The following is a 25388-nucleotide window of genomic DNA, read 5'->3' as shown; positions in this document are numbered from 1 at the left end:
GTAATGCCCATTTTTTTATACCAAATGCATACGCTGCAACCACGGCTGCCAACGGGTATGTTGTAACGGGTATGTCTGGGGTACCATCAAATACAACACGCCCACCAGTAAAGCCGCCCCCAACAGATCAACGGGGTGATGCATTCCAAGCCAAAGGCGGCTATACGCAACACTGGCTGCCCAAGTGATCAGGAACCCCAAACTTAAGTAATGTCTCTTCTCGGCTAATAGGCTACCAAAGTAGAGTAAGCAGACCATCGCAAACACGGTATGCCCGGAAGGGAAAGAGTAATCGGTTTCACCCTGCCAATGCTGCACTCGCCACGGGCTGACTTTAGATTCCATCGCAATCATCAGGGCTTCTTGTCGGGGCTCTGAAAGTTTATAAAAATGTCCCGCATTCGGAAGAAGTAGAGATTGTGTCATCAACTCGGTGTATGGCCTTGGCTCTTGGGTTACCGCTTTCATCCCCACTTTCATCACCATCGCTAAACCAAGCAATAACACTAACTGAATGGCTTTATTTAACCATTGCTCACGAGGAATTTTGCAGCGCCATCCGACCCACACTAACAAAAACAGTAGCGACAATAAAAAACCTTCTTTACCTGCCGAGTGTGTTAGATAAGTCATGATCTTACCCACCGTATCATTCACCGGTTGAGTAAAATCCAGTTGCAACGACAAAATGGTTAAAGGAACCAATAGAAAGACAAACATCAACAGTAACATTAGGGCACGTTTGCAACTTATAATCCGCGCTTTCATCATCTACTCCCATCCCAGTACAGGATGAGCATTGTAAAAAAACCTTATTCTGCAATGCCAATATCCTGTCAATTTGCTGGCAAAAAATACTCACCGACCTCTTCTCTTTTTACAATTCTATATAACAAGGATTTAACAATCAGGTTCCACTTTTATCTCATTCGGGAGTTGTATTAGTAAAAATCCATAACCTATATTTTGATTTAGCCACTCAATAAGGAGAAGGAACATGGTCAAAGATGCTTTGCTTAAACGTTTGAATGAACTCCCCAGACTCTCTAAAGTTCTACAAGAGTTGTTAGATTTGGCCAATCAACCGAATGTAGATTTTCATCAGCTCAGTAAAAAAATCACGTTAGATCAGATCCTCACCGCGCGTTTACTACGCATGGCAAATTCGGCTTATTTTGGAGGTAATGGTCATATTGCGACAGTGAATGATGCCATTATCCGCGTGGGTATTGATTCGGTTCGTACCTTGGTTGTGGCTTCCGTCCTTTCGAGTACCTTTCCGAAAATTGAGACGCTCAATTTGAATGACTACTGGATAAATACTTTTGAAACGGCGCTGATCGCCAGCAAAATTGCAGAGCAAGTCGGCTTAGACAAAGCAGAAACCTTCACCACAGGTGTATTGCATAATATTGGCGAGCTGATGATTCATACGTTAATGCCAAGTGAAGCGAAATTGATCGAACAAAAAATTGCCCAAGGGGTTGATCCGCTGACCGCTCAAGAAGAGATCTTGGGGATTTCCGCTCCTCGGATTGGAGCCATGTTGGCAAAAGAGTGGAAATTTCCATCAGAAATGGTTGATGCAATAAAGCATTTTGATGAACCACGCGAAGCAGAAATCTCACCGAAATTAGCCGTAGCGATCCACTTTGCTCGTGATATCCATCGATACTGGGATGAACTTGCACAAACTAAAGATAAGTCGGTCTATCTAGCCGATCACCCAGATTCACGCTTGCTCAACATTTCCGCTTCCTTCCAATCCACCATTGACGGTGTACGCGGTAATGGCAAAGAGATAGCCACACAGATGATGGCAGCCTAAAAAATCCCAAGAAGCGTTAATCGCTTCTTGGGATGAAACTTGGAGGTTAAAAACGCTTATGCGCCAATCACCCCACCATCTTCACGAGTGATCATCATAATGGTAGAACGAGGCTTGCTATTACCACCGTACGGGAAATGCGATGGCGCAGCCTCTTCACCAGGATGCTGCACACCCACAAACATGGTTTTGTGATCTGGGCTGAAGGTTAAACCAGTAATTTCGCAAGCAATTGGCCCCGTCAGAAAACGCTGCACTTCTCCGGTAATCGGGTCACCACACAGCATTTGGTTATTACCCTGCCCTGCAAAATCACCTTCATTCGAATAGTTTCCATCAGTTTGGATCCACAAACGCCCTGCAGCGTCAAAACCAATCCCATCTGGGCTGTTAAACATGTTGTCTGCCGAAATATTTTCGCTACCCGCGTATAGGGTGCCTTTGTGAACGATTGGATTACCTGCAATCAAGTAGAGATCCCAAGCAAACACGTCACTGGTGTGATCGCCCTGTGCTGGCATCCAACGAACGATCTGCCCGTAGTTATTCTTCTCGCGTGGGTTAGGGCCACCAACAGGTTGACCTTCTTTGCCACGGTTTTTGTTGTTAGTGAGCGTACAGAACACATGCTTTTTATCTGGATGAACGGCTACCCACTCCGGACGATCCATGGTTGTTGCGCCCACTTGAGTCGCGGCACGACGTGCAAAAATCAGCACTTCGGCTTGATCTTTAAATCCGTTTTCAGGAGTGAGGCCATTCTTGCCAAAGCTCAGCTCCACCCAGCGACCGCTGCCTTTGAGTTCTTTATCATTCATCTCGAACTTAGCCACATACAGCGTGCCTTCTTCGAGCAATTGACGGTTCTGTTCATCATTACCCGCTTGATAACGATTTTTAGAAACGAACTTGTACAGATGCTCGCCACGTTCATCATCACCGAGGTAGACAACAACATGACCATCGTTATTGACAACTAATGCCGCATTTTCATGTTTAAAACGGCCAAGGGCCGTACGTTTCAGAGGCGTGGAATTCGGATTGTGCGGATCAATCTCCACAACCCAGCCAAAACGGTTCGGTTCTTTAGGGTTTTTAGTTACATCAAAGCGGGCATCGTGTTTATGCCATTGGTAGTCACTGGGTGCCGCTGCGATACCATAACGTTTTTGATCCGCATCCACGCTGCCTTCCTGATCTGCACCAAAGAAATCATCAAAATTCTCTTCACAAGTCAGGTAAGTACCCCACGGCGTTTGACCGTTCGCGCAGTTGTTAAACGTACCAAGTACTTTTAAGCCGCTTGGGTCATCGGACGTTTTCAGCAAATCATGGCCAGCAGCGGGGCCGGTCATTAACATCGGCGTATATGCAGTGATTCGGCGGTTTCGTTCACCTTGACGATCAATCATCCATTGACCATTCTTACGAACCACTTCTACCACAGTGACGCCGACAGCCGCTTGTGCTTTACGCACATCGTCAGCCGTCATCGCTTTACCTTGATGATCAAATAAATATTCGTAGTTGGTGTATTCATTGTTGATCGCAAGCACACCACGATCTTCATTGATCGGGAAAAAGCTCATACCATCGGTGTTATCACCAAACTGCATCTCTTGTGCTTTGGAATCCTGTTTGCCACTTTGGTCGAACTCTGGAGCCTTAGCAAAAATAGGGTCGCCCCAAGACATCAACGGTGTTGCTTTGTAGCCTTTAGGAACAATAACCGTATCTTCTGTTGAAACTGGGATCGGAGAAAAATTGAGTAGTTTGGATTTGGCTGGCGAGGCAACGGCTTGCGCTACTGGGTTAAGTGCGAGAAATGCACCAGCACTCACCGCGGCACTTCCGGCCAAGAAATGACGTCGGGACAGTTGCGCTTCGATCATTTCACTAAATTGGGATTCTTGCTCATCACGCTTCCACATTGGGGGCTCCTTGACTTTATGTTTATATCCTGATGATTCAGGTTAAGTAAATGTTGCGCAAGAGTAGCTACCTAAGATGACTGCTCGGTGAAATTTCTGTTGCTAAAACATGACAAAGCAAGAAAGAAAACCAAAGGTTTAATCATAATTTAACTATTGAATTACGCATTCAGCGCTAAGTTGTACTATTTTTCATTCATTAGCCTACTGCTAATCAATCAGTTGTATAGACTTTCATCCTGTATCCGATCCAATGACTTGAGTTTACCGCTTCAAGCAAAAAGGAGTTTTTATGTACAAATCTCTGGCTCTTTTGGTTCTCGTCAGCCTCCCAACTCTGGCTAACGATTATCAAGCTCAGCTCACGCAATACGTCCAAACAGAGGTCAAACAGATCGCCGCCGATCCCATGATCATCGATGCAGTCAAAGCGCAGAATGCGAAAAATGCCAACCTCACTCAGGGCGATATTGATCAGCTCGACAAAAAGTGGCGTGCAGAAGTCGGCCAAACCGATCAACCCATGATTCAGTCCATTCTCGGCACCCTTGCATCACAAAAACTGCTGACCATTCAAAATGGGAGTGATGGAAAAATCACTGAAGTGTTTGTGATGGATAACAAAGGTCTCAATGTCGCACAAAGTGAGGTCACTTCTGATTACTGGCAAGGCGACGAAGCAAAATGGCAAAACACGTACCCTAAAGGTACAGGGGCGTTCGATATCAGTGATATTGAGGAAGATGAATCAACTCAAATGTTCCAAGCTCAAGTGAGCTATACGGTGACCGATCCCAGTTCAGGGGAAGCGATTGGGGCGATTACCGTCGGCATCAATGTCGATGCACTGTGATCCCAAACCCTCTCCTACCCACTTGAAGCTGAGATTTCTGGCAGCTTTAAGTGGGCTTGAACCTTACAGCATGGTTAGGTGGTTGAACTTATGAAATTAAGTATTAGTCGGATTCTCTTGCTCAGCGTGTCTGTTCTCAGTTCTCTTGCTCTTCTGTCTCTGACTTATTTAACATGGACAAAAAGCGTACGGGAAATGAATGCCATCAGCGCTGAAACCTTTGAAAAAACGGCTCTTTCTCTAGCGGATAATGTTGCCACTGCCGTACGTTTTAATAAAACCAATGCACTTGCCGAACGAGTGGAGATTGAGCTCAATGCGAACCCAGTCCAACTCAAGAATGTGTACGCTTTTAATAGCAAAGGAGAAGTGCTCTATAACGCTAAAGACACCAACGATACCTCCTCAAATTTAGCTCAGTGGTTTTCTCAGCTACCTACCGAAGGCACCCAATTAAAAAACTCGGCCGATGGCAATGGCTTATTTATTATCGTCCCCTTAAAAGCCGGAAAAAATGCAGATTTAGTCGGCTACCTCATGACTGAATGGGGATTCGATAAAGTTCAAGAAGTGGCTAGCCAGCTTCGTAATCAAGCTTTTATGCTCAGCCTCATTTTTATTGTTCTTACCCTCGTTGCGCTCTATTGGTTACTACGCCGAACATTATTAATGCCATTAAATGAGCTAAGAGTATTGTGTGATGCGTTAGCCAGCGGCAATTGCGACCTTGGCTCGCGGATTAACTTTCGTAAAGAGAACGAATTGGGGCAATTGGCAAACGCGATTGATAATTTCATTGCCAAAGTAGAAAGTACCTTTGCCCCCATTAAAAATCGGATTGTGGAAGTCACCGATATCAGCCATAAAGTAGAACAGCAAATTCGAAACTTGGAGGGGAATATCCACAACCAGCAAACTGAGATCACTAGCTCAGTGGATATTGGGCATCAAAGCCAAAACAGCATTCAAGCGGTAACCGAGAGTATTTCTGCGGCATCCGAGTCTTTAAAACAGGCGGTCACCAGTAGTGAAGACAGTAAAGTTCAATTACGTGAAGCACAAACACAAAATCAGCAATTAGTCGAAAAAGCAGAGATCACCACCAAAACTGCCGCAGAGTTAAATACTCAAGTTGAAAAAGTGACCGATATTTTACAAATGATCCGCAGCATTGCCGATCAAACCAACCTTCTCGCCCTCAATGCCGCGATAGAAGCAGCAAGGGCGGGAGATAATGGGCGAGGATTCGCCGTCGTTGCGGATGAAGTGCGCCACTTAGCAGAAAAAACCTCTGCGTCCACCAACCAAGTTGAGGCTCTGTTGACTCAGCTCTCGGGTTATTCCAAAAACCTGATTGTGTATATGGAAGAAAGTTTAGTCGCATCAAAAAATTGTGTTCAAGCCATAGAAAGTGGCTCAAGTCTCGTAGATAAAGCGATTATCGATGTCAATCAAGCTAACCGCACTAACCAAAATGCGGTGCATGATAGTCAGCTGCAGCATCGTTTAGTTGAACAATTGTTGGGACAATTGAGCCTGCTGGATGAACATGCGCGTGAGCTATTAGGCGACAGCGCGACAATGAGCCAACTGAGTCACGAACTCATGAAATCCGCCAACCAAACTCGTAGCAACCTCAATCAGCTCTCTCATTAAGCATAAAAACGCAAATGGCAGACGATGAACACGTCTGCCAAATTCAGCAATAGAATGGGATAACAGGTTTGTAAACTACGCGGCTTGCACCAAATGAGGTGCTAAGTCCATCAACTCATCGACAATTTCTTTCGTCTGTTTTGAGTAAATCAACTTATCTTTCGCTCCCACAACTTGGATGTAGCGCACTTTACCAGACAGCGCCATTTGGCGCAGTACACGCAACACAATTTGGTTATCCAAAACCTTGTGCTCTTCCAAACCATTACCTGGAACCAAAGAAGCTAAATCAATGTTAATCACTAATTGTTCATTGTGCTCAATATAGCTACTCAGTTGGCTTTTAAGTTGCGTACGATTTAAAAAACCGCACTCTTCATGGCTTACCCAATCGCATCCCAGATCTTCGGCATACTCTCGGGTTTGTGTATTGGCATGTTCTGTATCTATCCCGATACAAAACAGTTTCGCTTGTGCAAAGCGAGATAACGCAAAATGAAATGCACTCCCCACTTGCAAATCCAAGGTTTGCTTTAACTCGAAACCATGTCCGATATGAACAATGCCGATATTCATATTGTCTTGTGCCAACACGGGTAAGGTATGTAATACCATTTCATGGCAGTTAACAAAAGCAACCGGAATTATTCCCATTGCGACTGATTGGCTAAGTGCTTGTTGGTAGTGCGTATCGCTTTTTCCCTCAAGCACATAATGGGTTGCATCGGCATATTTCATACCAGATTGTTGTTGGTACAACCAATCGGAAGCCACATCTAAGCTTTGCTGCGCAAATTCAAACTCGACCAGTGACATCGGCTTTACACGTTGGCACACCGTCATAAAACCAAACGTAGACGTAGGATGGCTAGGTGTGCGATGTAAACGGTAGCGTTTGAATAAGCTAAGCATGATCAATTACCTTTCTGGTGGCAACGCGCGTGCGGCTTGCAGTACATGTAAAATTATCCGTTGTTTGTTGCTTTCGACTCGATGAGCAGGTGCCATCACCGAAATTGCCCCAATCAACTTACTCCCTTTCATTACCGGAGCACTGATCCCCGAAACTCCGGGATCAATTTCAGAGGTACTCACGGCATATCCATGACGACGTATTTTTTCAAACTCGCTCTGCCACTTGTCTAACGTCGGATCTTCGCCAAAATAGCGCAGGATCTTTTCACAACGAGCAGCAGGCATATACGCCAACATTACTTTAGATGAGGCACCTCGAAGCAGGGGTTGACTTTGACCCTGGACGAAGCTGCATCGAAGCGCCTGCATACTTTCTTTTTGGCTAACGCATAGGGCTCGATAACCGACAGGCACCATATACGCGGCCATTTCCCCAGTCTGTTTTTGTAGACGACTTAACACAGCTTCAACCGCATCAAGGTTATGTTGACTGGTCTCATAGCTTCTCATCAGCAGCAACGCAGCTGGACCGATGATCAAGGTTTTGTCGTGTGGACTCTCTTCAATCAAGTTCCACTCTTTCAACAGTTTTAAATGGCGATACAGACTGCTTAACGGAACTTGAAGCTGTTCACTAAGTCCTTTCGCCGATACAGGCTCTGGATTGACTGCAACTTGCATCAGCAATTGCAGTGATTTTTCATTAACTTGGTTTGCTGACATTTTTGTTTCGTTCATGTGTGCTTTTTAGCCTTTAATGGTTGGCACCTCAAATCTTGATTCTTGTATATCGAGAAATAGATAAGAATTAAAGGATTGCATTCCCATTTAGTGAGAATGAAAGAGAAATTGAACAAATTAACCGATAAAAAGCGCAAGAGCCGAGCGTAATCCACCTATTCATGGTGCTCACAACCCTATGATTTACGGTTCATGGCGTGAAACGCTCCGTGGATCATCCGGGGTAATTATCACTAAGAGATAAGAACATTCTCAGTTTGAAATATCGCACCCAAAGCTTAAAACCTTCCGATATAACCAGAAAAAAGAGGCTCTGCACATGCAGAGCCTCTCTTATCCATTGAGAATGGACTTTTATTGCCTTCGAACAAATCAGTTAGTCGAACAACTCGCAGCACCGAGGTCTTTCCATACCCCCCACTGGCCTGACTTGCTTGGGTCTTCACCACGTGTCCACCATTTGGCTTCCCACGTTTTTCCAGCCCAAGTCACTTGCTGACCGCCAGTATAGATGCTTTCGGCATTCCACAAGTTGGTACACACATCACCACCTGTTCCTGCCTTTTTCTCCACCAATACGGAGGTTGAGGCTTTACTTGTGGCTTTGTCATCACTCACTGTCACCGTGAAGTCCAGTGTGGTGTCTTGGGTATACTCTCCTGCCACAAAGGTCACTTTTGCTCCTTGCACCGTTGCATTTAAACCAACCGGTAGATCCCAAGTAAAGCTCAGCGGATCTTGTTCTGCATCGCTCGACGCTGAAGCATCAATCACCACTGTCGTTCCTGCTTTTACTGATGCAGGGGCAGAAACGGCTGCGACAGGTGCGGTGTTGACAGGTGTCGTGGATTTCGGATTGACGGTAACCACCACAGTATCGGTTGCTGTAGCCCCCTTGTTATCAGTGACTGTCAGTTTGAAAGTGAAAGTCTGCTTGGTTGCCACTTCCGCAGCGTTAAAGCTTGCTTTCGCGCTATTTGCTGCTGTTAACGTCACTGCGGTGCCTGCGGTTTGCTCCCACAAGTAGCTTGCAATGGTTCCATCACTGTCTTTTGAAGCACTACCATCTAAGGTTACTAGCGCAGGGCCAGTCACGGAGACATCTGCACCGGCATTGGCAACAGGGGCCTTATTGACGGGTGGAGGAGTACTTCCCGCTAAGCTTTCTTGCATCGCATTCAGAATATCGCCGTTATCCGCATCGATTTCCCATGAGAACAGACCGGCTAAGCCAAGGTTGCGTACGTACGCCCCTTTTGCTTTCACTGAACGATCATCATCAAACGTAACTAATTGACCTGTGCTACGGTTCCACACCCAAGGCGCTTCTGCTTGCTCATCGTAGCCGTATTCAAAACCGTTCACGCCGGTTTTATTGGCTCCAAGCATAAAGTTCTTAACGCCTTTGTAATCAATGACGCCCGCTTCCCATACGCCTTGCGCCGTCGTGCCTTTCAACTTGCCATTACCAACGCCCGTCATTGGGTCGTTAGGATCTTTTAGAGAAGCAGGAGTTACGCCTTCCCAACCACGGCCATACATTGCTGCGCCCACGACAAGTTTGCTTGGTGGAACCCCTTGTGCTAACAGCAGTTGAATACCATTATCGGTCGTATACGCGGGGCCTTTGTACGGTTCGCCGTTTTCATCCACGCCTTTACCATCACATTGACCAGGACGCATGAAGGATCCACAGTACAGCGCGGTTTGGTGGCCCAATACGTTGTTCCAGCCGCCGTAGAAGTCATAAGTCATTGCGAAGATATAATCCATGTACTGAACGGCTTGGCCGTAGTTCACATCTTCAATCTTGTCATGGCCAACACCGATAGCCGAAGTCAGTTCATACTTACGACCCGTTTCCGCTTCAAGCTCATCGAGCATAGCTCGCAGTTCTGCCATCAAGGCTACGTAAGCTGGGCCATCTTTTATCGGATCGCCAAGATCAGCCGCTTGGCCGCCGCCGCCCGGGTATTCCCAGTCAATATCCACACCATCGTAGAATTTCCATGTTTTCAGGAAACGTTTCACAGAAGCGACAAACACATCGCGCTTCGCTTTATCGGTAAAGCTGAAGAAGGGATCAGAGAGTGTCCAGCCACCGATCGATGGGATGATTTTCAGATCAGGATACGTTTTTTTCAGCGCCATCAACATGGCGTAGTTACCTTTGATCGGTGAACTGTACTGATGACCTGCTTGCGGGAAGCTCTTTTGATAAGCAGCCCATGGATCGTGAATGACCACTTCAAAATCAGGCACACCCTGACACGCTGTTTGCAGAGCGTTAAAACTGTTACCGCCAACCGATTTCAACGATTCGTTTGGACCACAGATCGGAATAAAGCCATACAAAATATGAGTCAGATTCTGACCAGGGATGTTATCCACCGTAAACTTACGATCATAAATACTCCACTCAACAAAATAAGTCCCAACCACGGTATTCTGCGGCGTAGTGTAAGACTTGTTGTTAGGGTCAACGTTCATTTTCAATGGCTTGAGGTGTGAACCATCGGTGTCGGCGATCGTGATTTCCGTTGGTGCACTCTTAGTACAACTATTCGCATCACACGCTTCAACTACCAATTGGTATACACCGCCTTTAGGGTAGGTAAATTGAGCGGTAGTTTGGCTACCTTTGATTGGACCAGAAGCCACTTCTGCACCATCAAAATAAATCTTATAAGTGTTGCCCGTTTCACCGCTCCATTGATTGAATTTAAGTGTGATCGGTGCTTGGTCGTGATATTTCACCATCTGGTTGTAACCCGCCGTGCTTTCCATCGCGAGTTCAATTTTCGAGAATTGCAGATTGTTCGACCCATACACGTCAACACTAGGAGCCGAGGGTGCTGCCATTGCCATGCCCGAAAGAGCACAGGCAATACTTGCGGCGCACAGAGTAATTCGATTCATAAGTTATATCTCTCTTTCCTTAGATGTTTCACTTTTATCAATGACTGCCAGCGCACCTATACATGGCATGAAGGCATCGATTGTCAGTATCTGAGAGACTTTTTTATTTGCGAAAAAAAATTAATCACTTTTCGAGTCATAAGTCGCTAATTTTCCGAAATCAGCGAGAAGTTGCAGAAATTAAGCAATCTTGAGTCAAGAATTCAGAATTTTGACAAAACAAATTGGCATTCATTATTGATTTACGCTATCAGACTGCACGTTTACAGAACATTTACCTTATATTGTACGAAATGTATTCTGATTGATTTTTCTGTTAAGTTTCAGTGAATTTGCTTTGCTTTGTGGAGGTCAAACCTTGCCTTTTACTCCTGAAGAGCGCACCCTTTGCCGCACTCGTCACAGAACGAAATACACAAAAAGGATTGATAAATGAAACCTATGCAGCGTCTCACTTGTTTGCTCGCCCTCTGCTTTGCCGCATCAGCAAGCGCCAAAGTCACTATGGATATTCCCGATACGATTGATCTACTGGTGGTAAACGGAGAAAGCCCGAAACTCTCCGGCGGCTTTTTTGACGCCACGAAAAAGCTTGAACTAGAAGATGGTGAGCAGCAAATCGTCTTTCGTTATGCGCCATATTTCAGCCAAGGTAATGATCGCATCATCATTGACAGTGAAGTAGTGATTGCCACTTTTGAGGCGGCTAACCAAGAGCTCAATTTTGATATGCCCAAGTATCGTGATGCTCCACAGGCAACTAAAGCGATCAAAAACATGCAGTGGCGGCTGGTTGACCAACAGGGTAAAGCAGTTGAGCTGCGTCAGGATCGCCTCATCAAAGATGGTATGCAGATTGGACGTAATTTTGAATTTGAAGCCGCGGAATATAATAAAAAAGGCGGCGTTGCGGCATTAACGGGCTCGATCGCGGTTCAACCCATTGCCCAGCAAGAGATTTCCAATGCAACCGCCATGGCAGCCGCAGAAGAGATGCTGCATTTTTGGTACAGCAAAGCGGATGGAGAGACTAAAGCTCGCTTTAAAGCCTTTGTTAACCAACAGTAAACGCTCTTTTTCTGCTGATTGCTCTACGCAAAGCGGAATACAAAACTAAACGAGGCCTCAAGGGCCTAATGCCGTTCACTTAAGGTGAGCGGCATTGTATTTTCTAGGGTATCGGCTTGGCTTCTTCTTCACGACTCTAGGGAAGGCTCTTTCTCGCCTTGGCTCAAGTATTAAGCTTCCACTCATTGCGTAGAAGTTTTGCAGTTGCCTTGGTATTGCTCCTGGTGACGAGTAGGGAAGTCCCACTATTAGGCGCATGATGTGGGCTAAGGCTCCATTGAAGCTCAGTTGGTATGGCAAGTAGTCTCCATTCAACGTATTACACATCTGCACCATTTGATATCTGACTAAGTTGTATGTCAGGAGTATTCCCCAGAGCTCTTGTCTCACCAGCTCTGGGAGTCGGCTTCGCAGTGTAAGACGGTTACCAAGCATGTATTGCTTTTGCTCTCGGTACCCCTGTTCAATTTCCCAACGGTATTCATATAAACCGACTATATCTGATTTCGGATAACGCATCGGGTCAACCATTGAGGTGAGAACATCGTATTGTTTCCCCTCTTTAGCTCTCGTGATTAAACGTACCACTACCTCTTCTTCTAGCTCTGGCCATTTCTTACGCGCTTGCGGGTTACTCTTCAGTTTTATCAGTTTATCTTGTCGGCCAAAAGACTGAACAACTTCATAAATCAGCCCTTTTTTCATGGGGATAAGCCAATGTCGATTGATGCCTTGCGAACACCATGCTTGAAGTAAACCTAGGGAGTAAAAGCCTTTGTCGAAGAGCGTTAAGCTGTTATCGGGGGTTGTGTCGATAAGCTGCTCTGCCAGCTTCATTTCATTAACGGTATAACAGCCAAAAGCGCTGCCTGTGATTAAGTGACTGCTCAGCTCCATCTGACAGACCATACGTACCTGTGGGTACTGTGTTTCTTTACCATCCCGATTAGTGGGCTTAGCAAACGCTTCAGCGTTATCTTTTGAGTCTTCTGTTCGCCATAAAACCCCATCAACACCCAGTAACGTAAGTCCGTTCCAGTTTGGTAAGTTAGCCTGTTTGAACCAATGACGTTGCGTACACTCAAAGAGCGCTTTAGCCGCTGACTCACCAAGGTTTTTTCTTCGCTGTGTTAATGCACTTGGAGCAACGAATGGCTTGCCTGTGCGGTCAACAATATCGAGCATATTTACAATGTCAGCCATGGATTTATCGTTATAGATAGCCATGCCAACCAGTAACCATGCCATCGACTCTAAAGTGAGCTTTCGTTTTCTTAGAGTCACGGTATCCGTAAGCTGATAAGCACTATTGATGAGTTCAATGGGCAGGAGGTCTGCGAGTGTTTCAACGTGATTGGGTTTATAACTGTTGATGATGTCGAGGGCTTGAGAAACGTGCATAAAAAAATCCGATAAACAGGGTCTACCGGATTTTTACATACAGGCAGGATCGTTCAACTGATCTGCCGATTAAAGTCTTAACTGATCGGCATTAGGCCTCAAGGGCCTCGTTTTTTATCGCTCTATAACTAGTGACTTACTGCCAAAACAGCATCGCAATCGCGGTGAGCAGTCCAATACACGCAATATTGAGATAAAGCCCAACCCGCATCATCTCGCTCTGCTTGATATGGCCTGATGCAAACACAATAGCATTCGGCGGGGTTGCCACTGGCAGCATAAAGGCGCAAGAGGCCGCAACCGCAATCAATACCGACAACAGCACTGGCGACATGCCAAACGCTTCCGCCACAGTGGCAAAAACAGGGATCAGCAGAGCCGCACTTGCGGTGTTACTCGCAAACTCAGTTAAAAACACCACAAAGGTTGCCACTACTAGAATCACCACGAAGATCCCCATATGGGAAACCATATCGCTCAGAGCGTTGGCTAAAAATACACTGGTTCCGGTTTGTTTCAGCACGTTACTCAAACACAGGCCGCCACCAAACAGTAGCAAGACGCCCCAATCAGCGGTTTTCTGGATCTCTTTCCAATGCACCACACGTGCAAAGCTGAGCATTAAAATCGCCCCTAGCGCCACCAACGTATCAAAGCTTTTGAAACCACCCAGCGCAGCGTTGATTGGGCTACTGAAAATCCATAAAAATACGGTTAAGCCAAAGATGCCAAGGGTAACAACTTTGCCTTTATCCCAATTAACAGGAGTATGATCTAATTCAAACGTGCCATTGAGCGTTGGCTTTAACAGGAAGTAAAGGATTGCAATCGCCATTGGCAACATCATCATCGCCGTCGGTAAACCAAACTTCATCCAGTCAGTAAACGAGAGTCCGACCTCAGCCGCTGCAATCGCATTCGGAGGACTACCAACCAGAGTCGCGATACCGCCAATACTTGCGCTGTAAGCGACACCCAACAGAACAAACACGTAAGTGCTGCGTTGTTTGTCTGCATCGACTTTACTTAATACCCCCAACACCAGAGGCAGCATCATCGCAGCTGTGGCGGTATTGCTGATCCACATCGAGAGCAGTGCAGTAACACCAAACAGCATAAAAACCGCCACGCTCATCTTGCCTTGTGCCATTGCGAGGACTTTATCGGCAATCACTTTATCCAGTCCTTGATGATGCATGGCTGCCGCCAGTGCAAAACCACCTAAAAATAGGAAAATGATCGAGTTGGCGAAGTTATTCAGCGCCGCTTGGGTTTCGAAAATACCAAAAAAAACCGCCATCACGGGGACGAGAATCGCGGTGACAGTGACGTGCAGCGCTTCAGTTAACCAAAGCACCGCAATGAAGGCGAGCATACTGATCCCTAATACCACATTGTGTTCAAAGGGGAGGAAATGGTAGAGCGCGAGAAAAAGTGCAACATCCGCCAGAACAATCAGGCTGTTACGATGAAGAAACCATTCTCGGGTATTGGTGGGCAAAGGGACACTATCGTTTCTGTTCATTATTATTTTCCTTATGAGGGCCTTTAGGCGACGCCATGATCCCACAGATTCAAACAGAAAAGACAATTGTCATTACAAAATTGTTAACCACATCAAAGGCGTGATTACAATTTTAACACATTGAAATAATTTGAGATTAATCAGGAGCACGCTTAGTAATCAGATGAGTTATACGAGTGTTTAAAACTCATTCACCACTTGGATATAAACGCAACAAAAGTCGCAGACTGATAATTGCCGCAAATTCCAATTTGCCTTCATACCGATCTGTGGAAGAATGCAAAGCTTGCGAGCGTATATCCAAAGGATTGATATGACAGACATCATTGCTCAACTACAGTTTTCCGCCACCATCACAGGCCCCATCTGCCTTATGCTCGGTTTGGGGGTGCTTTTTAAACGGATTAACCTGATCAATGAGAATTTTATTGAAGTCGCATCGCGGATTGTTTTTCAGGTCACCCTCCCTGCAATGCTGTTTTTGAGCATCGTCAGTTCAAAACACGATTTTTCCTCAAGCACTTCCTTAGTGATATACAGCTTAATCGCTAATGTGCTGTTTTTTCTCTTCACCCTATTTAGTACTCGAAAACTGATCGACAAGCCTCATGATTGGGGAGTGATCACGCAAGGTGGCTTTCGAGCCAACACCGCCATTATTGGTTTGGCTTATGTCGCGAACACTTATGGCAACGCGGGTGTTGCTCTGGCGGCTATCTACGTCGCCTCAACCACAGTTTTATTCAACATTCAGGCGGTGATTGCCCTCACCCCGCGAGGAGAACACAACGGGTGGCAGGCAGGAAAATTAATGTTTAAAACACTGACCAAAAACCCGTTGATCATCTCCATCGTGCTTGGTTTTCTATGTTATCTCGCCAGTGTACCTGTTCCTAAAATTGTGACGGATGCTGGACACTACTTTGCCAATATGACCCTGCCATTAGCCCTGCTTTGTACAGGAGGTTCGCTGAATCTCAACTCGTTGAAGGATGATCGTAACTCCGCTTGGTTTGCGACCGGTTATAAGCTGCTTCTCTCGCCTTTACTGATCACAGGAGGAGCTTGGTTATTCGGTTTTAGAGGTTTAGATCTTGGTTTGCTTTTCTTAATGACTTCAGCCCCCACAGCAGCAGCTAGTTATGTGATGGCACGAGCGATGGGAGGGAATTCAGCTCTTGCCGCTAATATAATCGCCCTCACCACCGTATTTTCACTCTTTACCTGTACACTTGGTATTTTCTTGCTTTCTAGTTTTGGATTGATCTAATCACCACAGGTGAGCACTGGATCGCAAATTTAAATTTCAAATTCTGAGCATAGGTAAAAAGCGACTTAAGTCAAAAGAATCCCAGTTTGAATGGCGTAAGGTCGGCGCTTTCCAATTTCTGGGTGTCGTTATGCTAAACCACAAAAAAATCGCCAGCTTAGAGCTGGGGCGCGTCATCGCCATGTTGGTTATTATTGCTTTGCATTGCCAACTATTTACCACCTATTGGCTCACCAATGAAGAACCATGGGTTGCCTACTTATTTAACCAGTCCACTCGTTTTGCAGTCCCACTCTTTTTCCTGATTTCAGGTTATTTGATCCAACCCAAACTTAGCCTGAGCCCGATGCAAACCTTGCGTAATTATTGCTCTCCATTACTGAGGATATGGGTGATTTGGAGTGTGATTAGCCTACTGATGCCATTTAATCTCGATATCGTGGCTAATCAAGGCTACCTTGCAGAACGTTCTGGTTATTGGGGATTTTTGCTACAAAACCCTCTTAATTCACTGCTTGAAGGCGGGCTAGTACATCTTTGGTTTTTGCCAGCTCTCATGATTGCGGTCACCATCATGGCAATGTTGATCCGCCAACAAAAAACACACTGGATGCTACCGATTGCCATCGGGTTATACCTCTACGGTGAATTTGCAGGAAGCAGCGCCGTCGTCACTGGCATGAGCGCGCCCATCTATACTCGTAACGGCCCATTTTTCAGCACCTTGTTTGTGGTGGTCGGTTATCTGATTCGTGAAAGGCACATCCTGTGGCAAGCGCGCTCTGCGCTGTTATTAGCGATGCTGGGAATGGCTTTTCACTTCGTCGAAGCCTATGGCTTACATCAACACGGACAGGTGTTTAACACCAATGACTATCTGTTTGGCACCGCTTTGTGGGCGATTGGGCTGTTTCTTTTCCTACTCGCCAAACCCGATCTAGGCCGAAAGCCTTGGGTATTTTCACTATCACAAAGCATCCTCGGCTTTTACGTCAGTCACTTGTTAGTGGTGATCATGATGATGAACCTTGCCAGATTTTTAGGGCTTACTGGATTAGAAAAAGACACACTGGTTCTATTTGGCACTTTGCTCACCACTTATCTGCTCGTAAAAGGCTTAGAACGTACACCACTTAAGCACCTGTTATTTCGATAGCAATAAACGTGAAACCACAAAGGGAGCCATGGCTCCCTTTACTGTTTACCGGAAATAGTACTTATCCCCAAACAACTTGGAGTTGCAGGTAGGCGGCAAATGAGTTCATCCCCATGAGCATAGACAAACTATGTGATTAGGGTGAACGAGCGAAGCCAACACCGCTGCAGCTTCAAGTAGGAAGGGGGTAGAAGAACTTGCTATAAGGCAATGCCCATAGGTTTAACACCATCAGTACCGCTAAGCAGCCAAAAGTGAGCTGCATACCACGCACACGATTAGGAATGGTGGCTTTAAACATCGAATCAGCGTGTAGTACCCGCCCCACCACAAAGGCCACGCCGAGTGCGTGAATCCACCACACATTAACCCCATTAATTTCAGCTAAACCGAGTAGGATTAGGAAAATGGGAATGTATTCCGTCGCATTACTCTGCGCACTGCGCGCCCGAACTAAGGCATCCACACCACCATCGGCAAACAGCACCTGATGTTTACGCCGCTGACGAATCACCTGTACGGCTAAATAAATCAACCAGCCGCACAGCACGACGGCATATCCTGTTGTGACCATAACCTATCCTTATTTCTTATTGGCTTGACGCGATGAGTGTAAGTGCAAATCAGAGAAAAGCAAAAGCGCCGCAATGCGGCGCTCAAAACTATACAAACGATAAGCAATAAACCTCGTTTAGATAAAGGCAGTACCCATCACTAAGATGGTGAAAAAACATTCAATACTGGGCCACTATCTGGCTGATTTTTTTGCTGCTCTGCGATTTTTTTCAGGGTTTGCTGATATTCTTCATCACTCATATCACGCCAGTATCGCGGATTGCGTCCAGTCTGCTTATCATAGGCGGCAGTGGTTGGGTCTCTTTCACGTGCAGGCTCAAGCACTAAAATATCGGGCATGGGTTGGCTGATATCCATGTAACGTTGGATCATATTCCACAACCGATAATACTCTGCCACCATCTCATTACTGCCAATTAGATTACCGATCGGCACCCCAACGGAATAATCATTGTATCGATGCACCAACATCAGGTTGTAATTTAAGTGCCCTTGTGGGCTAGGAGCGGACATCAGCACACAATCAAACTCAATAAATGGATGGCTAAAACGCTCTTTATTGCCTTTTTTAAACAGCGTTACCATGCCAGTTTGGCGATTGAGGCTATACACTCGTTTACTTTTTAAAAAGGGCGCCAGAAAAAGAAGCCCAGCACTAACCAACTTAAAATGGCCATAAATAAGTAAACAAGGAAGTGTTGTATACAAAGTAACAGTGCCAAAATCGCCAGACCAATCTTTCCATCCATACGGGCCAAATATCATGCCAGAAATCATGATCAGGTAGAGAAGCGGTAAGAAAAAACACAATGCTACTTTAGCTAAGCCTACAATAAATAAGTACAACTGAGTCCAATTCGAAAAAGTTTCACTATTTAAACGTTTTTCATTCCAATAAGACGATTTGCCTTCTTTTTTTCCGAGCTTCTGATGATATGAAGGTGTAATTTCCCCAGCTAAAGAGAGAGCAATGGTCTCATTGGCTTTCGTAAAAGGAAATACCTGCCCTTTGGTTAAGACACGCCGTAAAAAACCTTGCGCCTCTTTTGGTGGTTGGAGGGTGAATTGCTCTGAGTTATAAGCCATTATCATTCCTAATGTTTTTGATGACCGATGCTACGCTTTACGCTAATACGGTATTGTGCGCCCAATCTTGATCACTGTTGTTATCTAAAGCAAACGTTGGAACCACATGCACAGCGCGCGAATCATCATGCTCTTCTAATGCTAATGTCGGAAAGCTGGCCTGCTCAACGTGCAGCTTGGTTCTGAGCACAAAAACGGGCTGGTAGCTATACTGATAAGATCGCATCATCAGCAGGCTAAAATCGGTATTGTATTCAGGCACGGTTAAATCATATTTAACAAAATAGGCAGTGCCTTCATTACGCTGCTCTTGATGGATAACCGTAACATTGTGCGAGCTTAGGTTAATCAGTTCACTACTTTCCCTTGAGCCCGTTCGGCTACTTGTTATGGTCTTTTTTTCAATCGCTTGCCGAGCATAAAACTCAACTCTGACCGATTGAGAATTGAGTAACGCCGCTAAATTGGTATTGACATGGATAACATGGGTAGCACCTAATGCTTGCATCTGCTGAGTAAACACCTCGGGGAATTCGGTCTGTGGGCCTAATCGGTACGCTTTAACCGATAGATTGAAAATCAACCCAATAAACCGCTCAAACGCCGTCGTCGGGTCTTGCAAATGTGCGTAAGTCGCCGAGGGTGACTGACCAAACGGACCATTTTTCAGCCACGCCTCCATTGGGGTATCTTTCCAAAGCATGTAGAGCGCGAAACCTGCAACAGACAACCCAATCCCTAACCATGCCACCGGTCCCATACCAAATAACACCGGAGCACTGGCGGTAAAAAAACCTGTTGCAACCGTGGTGGTCAGTGTTCCTATCGCCACCATCCCCATCGCAACGCTGGCATCAAGATCATTTTCTTGCCAACGGCGCATCGCATCCCAACCAGCAATACCCGCAGTTAAAAAACCAGCGCCAATACTTGCTAATTGTAATCGGCTGATGCTGGAAACCAAACGCACCTTTCCTTCATCAAACGTCATTTTTTCCACAAGGAATTCAGGCATAACAATCGCTGGTTTATGTGAGGCTGTCGCCAAAGCAGAGGCATTTTTTGTATACAGATTTGAAGCATGAGTGAGCGCAATACTAAGATCCGCCGCGGCACTTAGCGCGTTAGCAGAAGAGTAGAGAGTATCTGTGCGCTTAAACGCTTTCTCAAAATGCTGCTGATTATTTCTCAGGTTAATCAATTCCACTACCGCAATAAAGTAAGGAATTCTGAATTTTTCATAAGCATTACTGACGTTGAGATCCGTACGATTCATATCGCGTAACGCTCTTTGCGTATTCGCTTGATTGAGGGCCGCCGCCATTTGGCTTTCTTGAGAGACCACCACCACTTTAAGTGGTGATTTAGCCCCGACTGAACCTCGATTTTCTGAAATCAGATCACTGGAGCTAAAAGCATTTTTATTGGTCGATACCACCAATTTACCCGAACGATCATACAAACGACCAAACGCTGATTTCTTTTTCGAGTCGACAAATTCACGATCAGCAGCACTTAGCCCATAGCTCAAACCATGACCGTGTACACCAACGACAATACCTTTCAACTCTGAACCACTGACGGGTACATAAGTGATATCTCCCCACATTTTGGCATTAGTGGCTTTCATTAAACCGAGTACAGGGGCATAAGCGGCGTTAAATTGGATCACTTTCGCTTCACTGATGAGATCTTGGCTTAGGTTCAGCAACGTATCAAAGTAACCCTTTAAAATATCATTCATGATACTGGCAATACGCCGTTCAAGGTTAAAAGCCTTTTCCTGGTTACAATTGGAAGGCGACATAAAAGCCAGATCCATCACTTGTAACTGCTCATCTTGAATGAGCATCTCCTCTTTCGACCACAAAGCTAACGATTCAAGCGTTGCAAATCCAGATCCCGAGTTAAATGGCGGTGGTGCGCTATAGCTAGCTTGCTCCAAATTTATCGTACCTTCTTCTGGAAATAATATTCGGTGCAAAGGATGGTTATCTTTTGGAGAGAGGATTTGTCTAGCGGTTTCTAAATAAGGTGAACGAACGTCACTTTCAGGGTTTGACATTTGATCCAATTTATCAATATTCACGCTCAGAGCACTCAGCGCATAGCCAACAATCACATGCGCAGCCGATGCGTTAATATCGTTCATTGAACTGATATCACGCAGCACATGAGCCAATCTCTTCTGGTTCACCTGCAATTGGAGTTTCTCTTGCAATACCTTTACATCTTGGCAACAAAACTGTCGCTCAGTAGTACGTAATGTTCTGTGGAAAACGCCTCCATAGTAATTGTCTATATCATTACGATATTGATAGTAAGGGTTTTCTTGTTGTCCGAACTTGGCTGGAACCACCAATTTTTGCACTAGCTCTGCAGTGCGATAGTACTTTTGTTGACTCATATCGATATAGACTTGCTGTAAATACCCAACAGCAGATTGAGTAAGAAAAGCGTGATGTCTTAAGTCAAAAAGAGGATCGTCCAATACAATTGCTCTCAGATGACGCTTTTTTGCATCTTCTAAAAAATCTTTCGAGTCATCAATAGTCCACAACTTAGCTTGATTTGGATCTGAGTTGATAATCTCAATCAGTGCGGCTTGCTTAATAGCATATTCATATCGATGAGGTTGAGCATATTTAAAAACCTGTACCGCCTTATCACCGTCGTCATTCGCGGATAAGATTTCCTCTTTAATGGTTTGGTAAGTGCGTGTTACCCACTCCCCAGAGAGATCACGGTTGAGATTACTTGGCTCAGCAAGAAACAACTCCAACTCTGGCGCTCTTATTCGCATTGGTGGCAGTAAGCTAGCTTTCAATACATCGACATTGCTATCCACATTCAACTGATGAAATGCAACAGCTCGTTGAACTAACTCGTTTTGATTCGCCTCAAGATAATTAAGGTATTGTGCACTCCACTGAACTTCTGAAAAGGCAAGATGGATCCGTGCACCCTTGTTATTCTCTTTAGCCGGTATCCAAATCTCTTTTAGTGCCACACCAGTTGCGATTCGAGCTTCATCTTTAAACGGTTTATCTCTACCAGTACGATATTGGTAAAGATTGACATCTTTAAGAGAGTAATCACCGCTATCTTCTGGGCTAATTTGAATTTCACGCCATACTTTATGGTTGTAAAAGATATAAATAAAACCGGCTCGAACAGGAGCAATTCTCTCTTTATAAGTTAACGATGATTGATAAGTAGGTAAAAGCGTTAAAGGTAAAACTGCATGTACCAAATAATCTTGCTCGTCTTTCTTTCTTGGTATGTCTGCTACATTTTGAAAAAGCGGTAATTTGATTGGATCACCTTCCGCTTCAATTTTCAGCCAAACATTTCGATTGGCACTCTCATCACACCAATCCCAACTGTATACCGTACTTTCATCAAGTTCAGGATCAATACTCTTTTTCGCTTCTAGAGCAGCCTGCTGTGACATATCAGTTAAGTCATAAAACTCAAAGTCTTGTTCAGAGCCATGTTGTATACCCGTTACTTCAATGAAAAACTTTTTACCATCACAGCTCGGACTTGAAGCAAACTTAGTAGACATATGCGCTCTCCCTAGACATTAAGTATTCTATGTGTTCGACGATATTTTCTGATGTTTGATGTGACTTCGAATGAAAATTAAGATCATTGAGGGCAACATCATAGCGCTGTATTAAATGGCGTAATCGAGAAGAAATTTTAGGCTCTGTTATCTGGTGTTGTGAGCAGAATAAATGAACCATTTTCTGTTTCTGCCAATTCAACTCTTTAATATTGTTTTCTGTAGCCCACTGCACGATCTCATTTTCATGATATTTATCATTGAGCGCATTTTCCTGAGATTCTGTAAGAAGCCAAAGATTTAAAGCAAGCTCCCCCCCCTCACCAACGACTTTGCTCCATTTAGCTAAATCACTGTATGTTTGACGATAAAAATAAAGGCTGCTGAAACATCCCAACCATTTGCCAGTATCGTTCGTATATGAACGCTCAAAAAAATAACTTGCCACTGAAGGACAATAATAATGAAACAGCCCTCTTCGATTACCTGAGAATTGAATATGTAATCGATTCCTTAGTTGAGCTAAGGCAACATTAAAAGAGACATTAAGTGGTGCAGAAAAATACAGTGTATGTTCTTTAGGTAAGATGTTTGTCATTGGATCTTGCTCATACAATGCAATCAACAAAGGGCTACGATCTAGTAATGACTCAACTGATGTCGATAAATATAACGGCTCAACCAAATGTCCAGAGATGTTGTTATAAACCTCAGCGTGCATATTATGATAATGATTAACTAGAGCGAACCAGTTAACTTTAACTCCATTACAATGGCTATCGAGAACTAACATTATTTATTGTTCCCACAAGGGCAATCACTTAACGGGCAGCTTCCATCAGAGCGCTTTTGACATACCTGAGTGATCGGCATTTCTATTTTTACATCAGCAATGACCTGCTGGATTAGGCTTGCTGTCGGTAAGATAAAATCTATCTCATCTGGCGCACTTAGAGCCTCTAATCCAAATGGCAACTCGGCCATTTTACCGCCATAGCCTGAGCCGCTGCCTGCGCTGCCGCCGGAGTTGAGGTTAATAGCAGAGCCGACGACGTGCACACCGCCGGCATCGACTTTGATAAAACTGCCACCCGCTTTTATTGTAAGCTCGTTGCCTGCTTCCAAGACCAGTTTGTTACCCGCTTTAAGGTGAACCTCTGTGCCTGCATCGTAAATCGCTTTGCTGCCGATTTTTTGCTGCAATGAACCACCGATTTCGCTGCTGCTGTCGAGTTTGACGAGCGTACGACTCTCCCCCTCCACCGTCAGGTGTTGATTGTGCTTAATCTGAGTGAACTGGTCGTTTTCAACGGTCAGATGTTGGTCGTGACGAATGACCGTGGTGTGGTCGTTTTCCACCAAACCATCGAAGTCTTTCTGCGCATGCAGGTAGATTTGCTCTTTGCCCGCTTGGTCTTCAAAACTGAGCTCGTTAAACCCCTCCCCTTGGTGCGTCTCGGTGCGCAGCACGGTTTTGGTTTTGTGCTCTGGCAAGGTGTATGGCGGCGTGTTGGTCGCATGATAGGTGCGTCCGGTGATAATGGGTTGGTCTGGGTCACCGTTTAAGAAAGAAACAATCACTTCATGGCCGATGCGCGGAATGGCGATAAAGCCGTATTGACTGCCCGCCCAACCTTGTGACACCCGCACCCAACAGGAGCTCTGCTCATTGCCATTCGAGTAACGATCCCATGGGAAGTGGATTTTTACGCGCCCGTGTTCATCACAGAAGATTTCTTCGTCTTCAGGGCCTACGACCGTGGCGATCATTGGGCCATCGACTTGCGGTTTAGGTTGTGGCTCGGCGCGCCAGTGGAGATGCCCTGGAATTAAGCTGAACTGATTGCTGTAGGTGGTAGCGCCGCTGCCGCCGTCTTCTTGTAACGCTTGCGGCTGCTTACCTTCGTGATTCACCGACACCACCACCCAATCGCGGTTCATCGCGGGGTCAAGGTGCTCTTGTAGGTCAAACTTATAGCCGGCACGCAGTAGCGGCTGGTTACTCTGCCCAGTCGCGGTGTGGGCATGGCGGCGCAGATAGTCTAAACGAATTTGGCTAAAGGCGGCGCCGTTCACATCATCTTTGTAGCGCCCCGGCGCATCAAAATGTTGGTAGCGGGTTTGCTGATAATCCAGCTCAGTACCCTGCACGGTTTGTAAAAAGGAGTAGGCTGGCTTTTTGAAGCTGTAGTCTTTGAGCTGAACTTCGCTGACTTCTGCTTGGGTGCGATAGGTTAAGCCGTGGATATACGGTGTATCCATCGTGCCGCCCGCTAAAGCGTTGTACGAGATAGGCTCCGGCAGTTTACTTAGGCTGTCACTGGCATCACTGAAATAGAGGGTATGTTTGCCCGCTTCATGGACAAAGCTGTACACCAAGCCCTCTTCAGCGGCGAGGCGGTGCAGAAAGTCGATGTCACTTTCACGGTACTGCACACAAAACTCACGCTGCACGCAATCACGCTTAAGCGCAAAAGCGTAATCGTTGATGCCCATCTCTTGCAGCAAGATAGAAATAATCTCAGGGACAGTCTGCTTTTGGAAAATGCGGCTGTTGTGGCGCAGGGATAAGCGCTCTAAGGCCGGCACTAAGGTGAGTGCATAGAAAGTATGGTGATGGCCGATATCGCCTTGGCTAAAGGCACGCACGATGCCATGCACGCGCTGCACCAGCTCTGAATTGCGGTAAAGCTTGAGCTCAGCACGCTTATCGACCATCTGCTCAGCGGTCAGGTTGGATAACCGGCTCGCCAATTGCACTTCGTAGCGAAACCCGTAACAGGCTTGCCCTAAAAAGACGCTGTTGGAGAGTGACTCCTGCCCGTGAAAGCCTCTGACTACCAGAGTCTCATCTTCCAGCCCTTCCACCTCAATGCTGTACGCTAATGTCGCCAT

The 25388-nt window shown here is 45.6% G+C and carries 18 protein-coding genes; 6 read left to right on the top strand and 12 right to left on the bottom strand.

All coding sequences use genetic code 11. The annotated features are described in order from the left end of the window. Window positions 1–15 precede the first annotated feature (15 nt). Window positions 16–768: a phosphatase PAP2 family protein gene (locus MKA69_RS13795; RefSeq protein ID WP_305848304.1), complete on the bottom strand. Its 753-nt coding sequence runs from the start codon at window positions 766–768 to the stop codon at window positions 16–18. 229 nt (window positions 769–997) lie between these two features. On the opposite strand from MKA69_RS13795, the gene MKA69_RS13790 reads away from it, so the two are divergent. Continuing rightward, window positions 998–1828, top strand: coding sequence for an HDOD domain-containing protein (locus tag MKA69_RS13790; RefSeq protein ID WP_305848303.1), 831 nt, complete (start codon window positions 998–1000; stop codon window positions 1826–1828). A gap of 56 nt (window positions 1829–1884) precedes the next feature. Here MKA69_RS13790 and MKA69_RS13785 read toward each other — a convergent pair whose 3' ends face one another. Then, window positions 1885–3759, bottom strand: coding sequence for a PhoX family phosphatase (locus tag MKA69_RS13785; protein WP_305848302.1), 1875 nt, complete (start codon window positions 3757–3759; stop codon window positions 1885–1887). 292 nt (window positions 3760–4051) lie between these two features. On the opposite strand from MKA69_RS13785, the gene MKA69_RS13780 reads away from it, so the two are divergent. Beyond that, window positions 4052–4612, top strand: coding sequence for a hypothetical protein (locus MKA69_RS13780; RefSeq protein ID WP_305848301.1), 561 nt, complete (start codon window positions 4052–4054; stop codon window positions 4610–4612). Between the two features lie 90 nt (window positions 4613–4702). Then, on the top strand, window positions 4703–6268 hold the full coding sequence (locus MKA69_RS13775; protein WP_305848300.1) for a methyl-accepting chemotaxis protein: 1566 nt from the start codon (window positions 4703–4705) through the stop codon (window positions 6266–6268). 75 nt (window positions 6269–6343) lie between these two features. Here MKA69_RS13775 and MKA69_RS13770 read toward each other — a convergent pair whose 3' ends face one another. The 3 genes from MKA69_RS13770 to MKA69_RS13760 all read right to left on the bottom strand — a co-directional run bounded on the left by MKA69_RS13770 (window position 6344) and on the right by MKA69_RS13760 (window position 10843). After that, window positions 6344–7180 (bottom strand): arginase family protein, encoded by an 837-nt coding sequence (locus MKA69_RS13770; protein WP_305848299.1) that lies wholly within the window; start codon window positions 7178–7180, stop codon window positions 6344–6346. A 6-nt stretch (window positions 7181–7186) separates the two neighbouring features. Then, window positions 7187–7921: an IclR family transcriptional regulator gene (locus MKA69_RS13765; protein ID WP_055033831.1), complete on the bottom strand. Its 735-nt coding sequence runs from the start codon at window positions 7919–7921 to the stop codon at window positions 7187–7189. Between the two features lie 375 nt (window positions 7922–8296). Continuing rightward, window positions 8297–10843 (bottom strand): glycosyl hydrolase family 18 protein, encoded by a 2547-nt coding sequence (locus MKA69_RS13760; protein ID WP_305848298.1) that lies wholly within the window; start codon window positions 10841–10843, stop codon window positions 8297–8299. A gap of 432 nt (window positions 10844–11275) precedes the next feature. On the opposite strand from MKA69_RS13760, the gene MKA69_RS13755 reads away from it, so the two are divergent. Next, the gene (locus MKA69_RS13755) at window positions 11276–11911 is read left to right on the top strand and encodes a DUF2057 family protein (RefSeq protein ID WP_000803881.1); all 636 of its coding nucleotides are present in this window, start codon (window positions 11276–11278) and stop codon (window positions 11909–11911) included. A 75-nt stretch (window positions 11912–11986) separates the two neighbouring features. Here MKA69_RS13755 and MKA69_RS13750 read toward each other — a convergent pair whose 3' ends face one another. Together MKA69_RS13750 and MKA69_RS13745 are read right to left on the bottom strand one after the other, a co-directional pair. Continuing rightward, window positions 11987–13312, bottom strand: coding sequence for an IS4 family transposase (locus MKA69_RS13750; protein WP_305847582.1), 1326 nt, complete (start codon window positions 13310–13312; stop codon window positions 11987–11989). A 136-nt stretch (window positions 13313–13448) separates the two neighbouring features. Further along, window positions 13449–14837 carry a DASS family sodium-coupled anion symporter gene (locus MKA69_RS13745; RefSeq protein ID WP_055031279.1) on the bottom strand — a complete coding sequence of 463 codons (1389 nt, stop codon included), beginning with the start codon at window positions 14835–14837 and terminating at the stop codon, window positions 13449–13451. A gap of 313 nt (window positions 14838–15150) precedes the next feature. Between MKA69_RS13745 and MKA69_RS13740 the strand changes: the two genes are divergently transcribed. Together MKA69_RS13740 and MKA69_RS13735 are read left to right on the top strand one after the other, a co-directional pair. Continuing rightward, window positions 15151–16107, top strand: coding sequence for an AEC family transporter (locus MKA69_RS13740; RefSeq protein ID WP_305848297.1), 957 nt, complete (start codon window positions 15151–15153; stop codon window positions 16105–16107). Between the two features lie 130 nt (window positions 16108–16237). Continuing rightward, a complete protein-coding gene (locus MKA69_RS13735) occupies window positions 16238–17263 on the top strand; it encodes an acyltransferase (protein WP_055031281.1) in 1026 nt (341 codons plus the stop codon). 172 nt (window positions 17264–17435) lie between these two features. Here the strand turns inward: MKA69_RS13735 and MKA69_RS13730 are convergent, their stop codons facing one another. The 5 genes from MKA69_RS13730 to MKA69_RS13710 form a co-directional block, all read right to left on the bottom strand. Beyond that, entirely contained in the window at window positions 17436–17837 is a 402-nt protein-coding gene (locus MKA69_RS13730) for an MAPEG family protein (RefSeq protein WP_000258877.1), read from the bottom strand. A 140-nt stretch (window positions 17838–17977) separates the two neighbouring features. Further along, entirely contained in the window at window positions 17978–18925 is a 948-nt protein-coding gene (locus MKA69_RS13725; RefSeq protein ID WP_305848296.1) for a hypothetical protein, read from the bottom strand. Between the two features lie 37 nt (window positions 18926–18962). Next, window positions 18963–22493, bottom strand: coding sequence for a toxin VasX (locus MKA69_RS13720; protein WP_305848295.1), 3531 nt, complete (start codon window positions 22491–22493; stop codon window positions 18963–18965). Next, window positions 22483–23286, bottom strand: a complete 804-nt coding sequence (locus tag MKA69_RS13715; protein WP_305848294.1) for a DUF4123 domain-containing protein — start codon at window positions 23284–23286, stop codon at window positions 22483–22485. Before MKA69_RS13715 ends, MKA69_RS13720 begins: the two co-directional genes overlap by 11 nt. Continuing rightward, window positions 23286–25388, bottom strand: a complete 2103-nt coding sequence (locus MKA69_RS13710) for a type VI secretion system Vgr family protein (protein WP_305848293.1) — start codon at window positions 25386–25388, stop codon at window positions 23286–23288. Before MKA69_RS13710 ends, MKA69_RS13715 begins: the two co-directional genes overlap by 1 nt.

The sequence above is a fragment of the Vibrio sp. AH4 genome, assembly GCF_030710545.1.
GTDB lineage: Bacteria > Pseudomonadota > Gammaproteobacteria > Enterobacterales > Vibrionaceae > Vibrio > Vibrio metoecus.
This window is presented reverse-complemented; position numbering and strand designations above follow the sequence as displayed.